The sequence below is a fragment of the Streptomyces sp. FH025 genome, from assembly GCF_017427025.1.
GTDB lineage: Bacteria > Actinomycetota > Actinomycetes > Streptomycetales > Streptomycetaceae > Kitasatospora.
This window is the reverse complement of sequence record NZ_JAFLNG010001011.1, coordinates 1-2,013: the sequence shown is the minus strand read 5'-3', so window position 1 is coordinate 2,013 and position 2,013 is coordinate 1. Positions and strand designations below refer to the sequence as shown.

The 2,013-nt window shown below is 72.8% G+C and carries 2 protein-coding genes; both read right to left on the bottom strand.

Features of this window, described 5'->3' with window-relative positions; translation table 11 throughout:
- Positions 1–55 precede the first annotated feature (55 nt).
- Positions 56–844 (bottom strand): DUF1684 domain-containing protein, encoded by a 789-nt coding sequence (locus tag J0670_RS36730; protein ID WP_207817116.1) that lies wholly within the window; start codon positions 842–844, stop codon positions 56–58.
- Between the two features lie 225 nt (positions 845–1,069).
- On the bottom strand, positions 1,070–1,930 hold the full coding sequence (gene tesB, locus J0670_RS36725; RefSeq protein WP_207817115.1) for an acyl-CoA thioesterase II: 861 nt from the start codon (positions 1,928–1,930) through the stop codon (positions 1,070–1,072).
- Positions 1,931–2,013: the final 83 nt, after the last annotated feature.

Sequence of the window (2,013 nt, the reverse complement as noted above, 5' to 3'; positions counted from 1 at the left end):
GCCCCCGCGCCGGGTCCCCACAACACCGGGGAGCACCGTGTGGGGCCCGTCGGCCCTATCGGGTGAGGACCTGCTTCTCCCCCGCCTCCACCGCGAAGTCCAGCCGGTTGCCCGGCGGCGGGAACGGGCAGATGAAGTGGTCCGCGAAGGCGCAGGGCGGCAGGTAGGCCCGGTTGAAGTCGAGGACGGTGCGGCCCTCGGCGTCCGGCGCCGGCAGGGTGATGAAGCGGAAGCGGTAAGTGTCGGTGCCGCTGGTCGCGTCCGCGATCACGCCGGTGAGGCGGTCGCCGGAGCGGCCGACGGTCAGCGCGCGGTGCTCACCGGCGACGGTGAACTCGATCCTCCCGGTGATGACCAGCGGGCGGTCCTTGCCGTCCGCGTTCGGCACCACCACCGACTGTGCCTCGCCCTCGAACGGGGTGTAGGTGGCGGGCACGGCCCACTCGGGCGCGTAGGGGTACGCGGAGATGCCCGCGAAGGCGGCCCGGCGGGGCGCGGCCGGGTCGAAGACCCGCAGGGCCAGCTCGCCCTCGCGCTCGATCGGGACCAGCACCAGGTCGCCGAGGGTGGCGGTGTCGGCGGCCGGGTCGGTGTCCGCGCGCAGCAGCACCTCGCCGTCCACCGGACCGTCGGCGCCCGCGACGGTGATGCCGTCGCCCGCCGCGGCCCGCAGCCGGACGCCCTCGGCGTCGGCCCACCAGAGCCCGGGCAGGCCCGGGATCTCGACCTGCTCGGCCGCCAGCCAATGCGTGCCGGTGAGTGCGAGCTGGCCGTGCGGCGCGCTCACCGACGCCGCCCGGGCGTCGCTCCAGTGCTTCCAGTCCTCAACGGCCGTCGCCGTCATCTGTTCACCCTCCCGCTCCGGTTCGCGGACGGCCCGCTGTTCGGGCCGTCCGTCTCGGTCATCCTCCACAACACCGCCTGCGGGGACGGATCATTCCCCGGCCCCGGGAATCCACGGAACCGCAAGGAGACTGCAACGCGCCGCAAGGACACCGCAAGGAAGCGCAACCCTGCGGCAACACCGGGTGCGGCGGGCGCCCCGTGCGATCCCCGGGGGCACCGGTGCTCAGTCCTGCAATCGCCGGAACAGGCCCTCCTGCACCACCGACACCACCAGTTGCCCGCTCCGGTCGTAGAGCTGCCCGCGCGCCAGGCCGCGCGCGCCGTGGGCTATCGGGGACTCCTGCTGGTAGAGCAGCCAGTCGTCGGCCCGGAACGGCCGGTGGAACCACATCGCGTGGTCGAGCGAGGCCATGTCGAAGTGCCGGGTGCCCCACAGCGGCTCGACGGGGGCGCGGACGGCGTCCAGCAGCGTCATGTCGCTGGCGTAGGTGAGGGCGCAGACGTGGATCAGCGGGTCGTCCGGCAGCTTGCCGTTGGTCCGCAGCCAGACGCCGCTGCGCGCCTCCACACCTGCCAGCTCCTCCTTGTTCCAACGCAGCCGCTCGACGTAGCGGATGTCGAAGGGCTGGCGGCGGCTGATGAACGGGGGCAGTTCGCCGAGCCGGGAGCCGACCTCTTCCAGGGCGCTGGGCAGTTCCTCGGGCGCGGGGACCGCCGGCATCGGGTACTGGTGCTCGATGCCGCTCTCCTCCGGTCTGTGGAAGTCGGCGGTGAGCGAGAAGATCGACCGGCCGCCCTGGATGGCGAGCACCCGGCGGGTGGTGAACGAGCGGCCGTCGCGGATCCGGTCGACCTGGTAGACGATCGGCACGCCCGGCACCCCGGGGCGCAGGAAGTAGGCGTGCAGCGAGTGGACGGGGCGATCGCCCTCGACCGTGCGCCCCGCCGCGACCAGGGCCTGCCCCGCGACCTGGCCGCCGAAGGTGCGCTGCAGCGCCTCCTCGGGGCTGCGCCCGCGGAAGATGTTGAGTTCGATCTGCTCCAGGTCGAGCAGATCGACGAGGTCGTCGACGGGGGTACCCATGCGCACGCTTCCTCTCGTGTCTCGGATCGAATTCTCCAGCTCACTCGAATTCTCCGGCGACCCGAGTCATTCCCGTGCACCGG

What these genes read in the sequence shown, in the direction of transcription:
- J0670_RS36730 (WP_207817116.1), bottom strand. Translation starts at nt 844, where the DNA reads ATGACGGCGACGGCCGTTGAGGACTGGAAGCACTGGAGCGACGCCCGG.
- tesB (WP_207817115.1), bottom strand. Translation starts at nt 1,930, where the DNA reads ATGGGTACCCCCGTCGACGACCTCGTCGATCTGCTCGACCTGGAGCAG.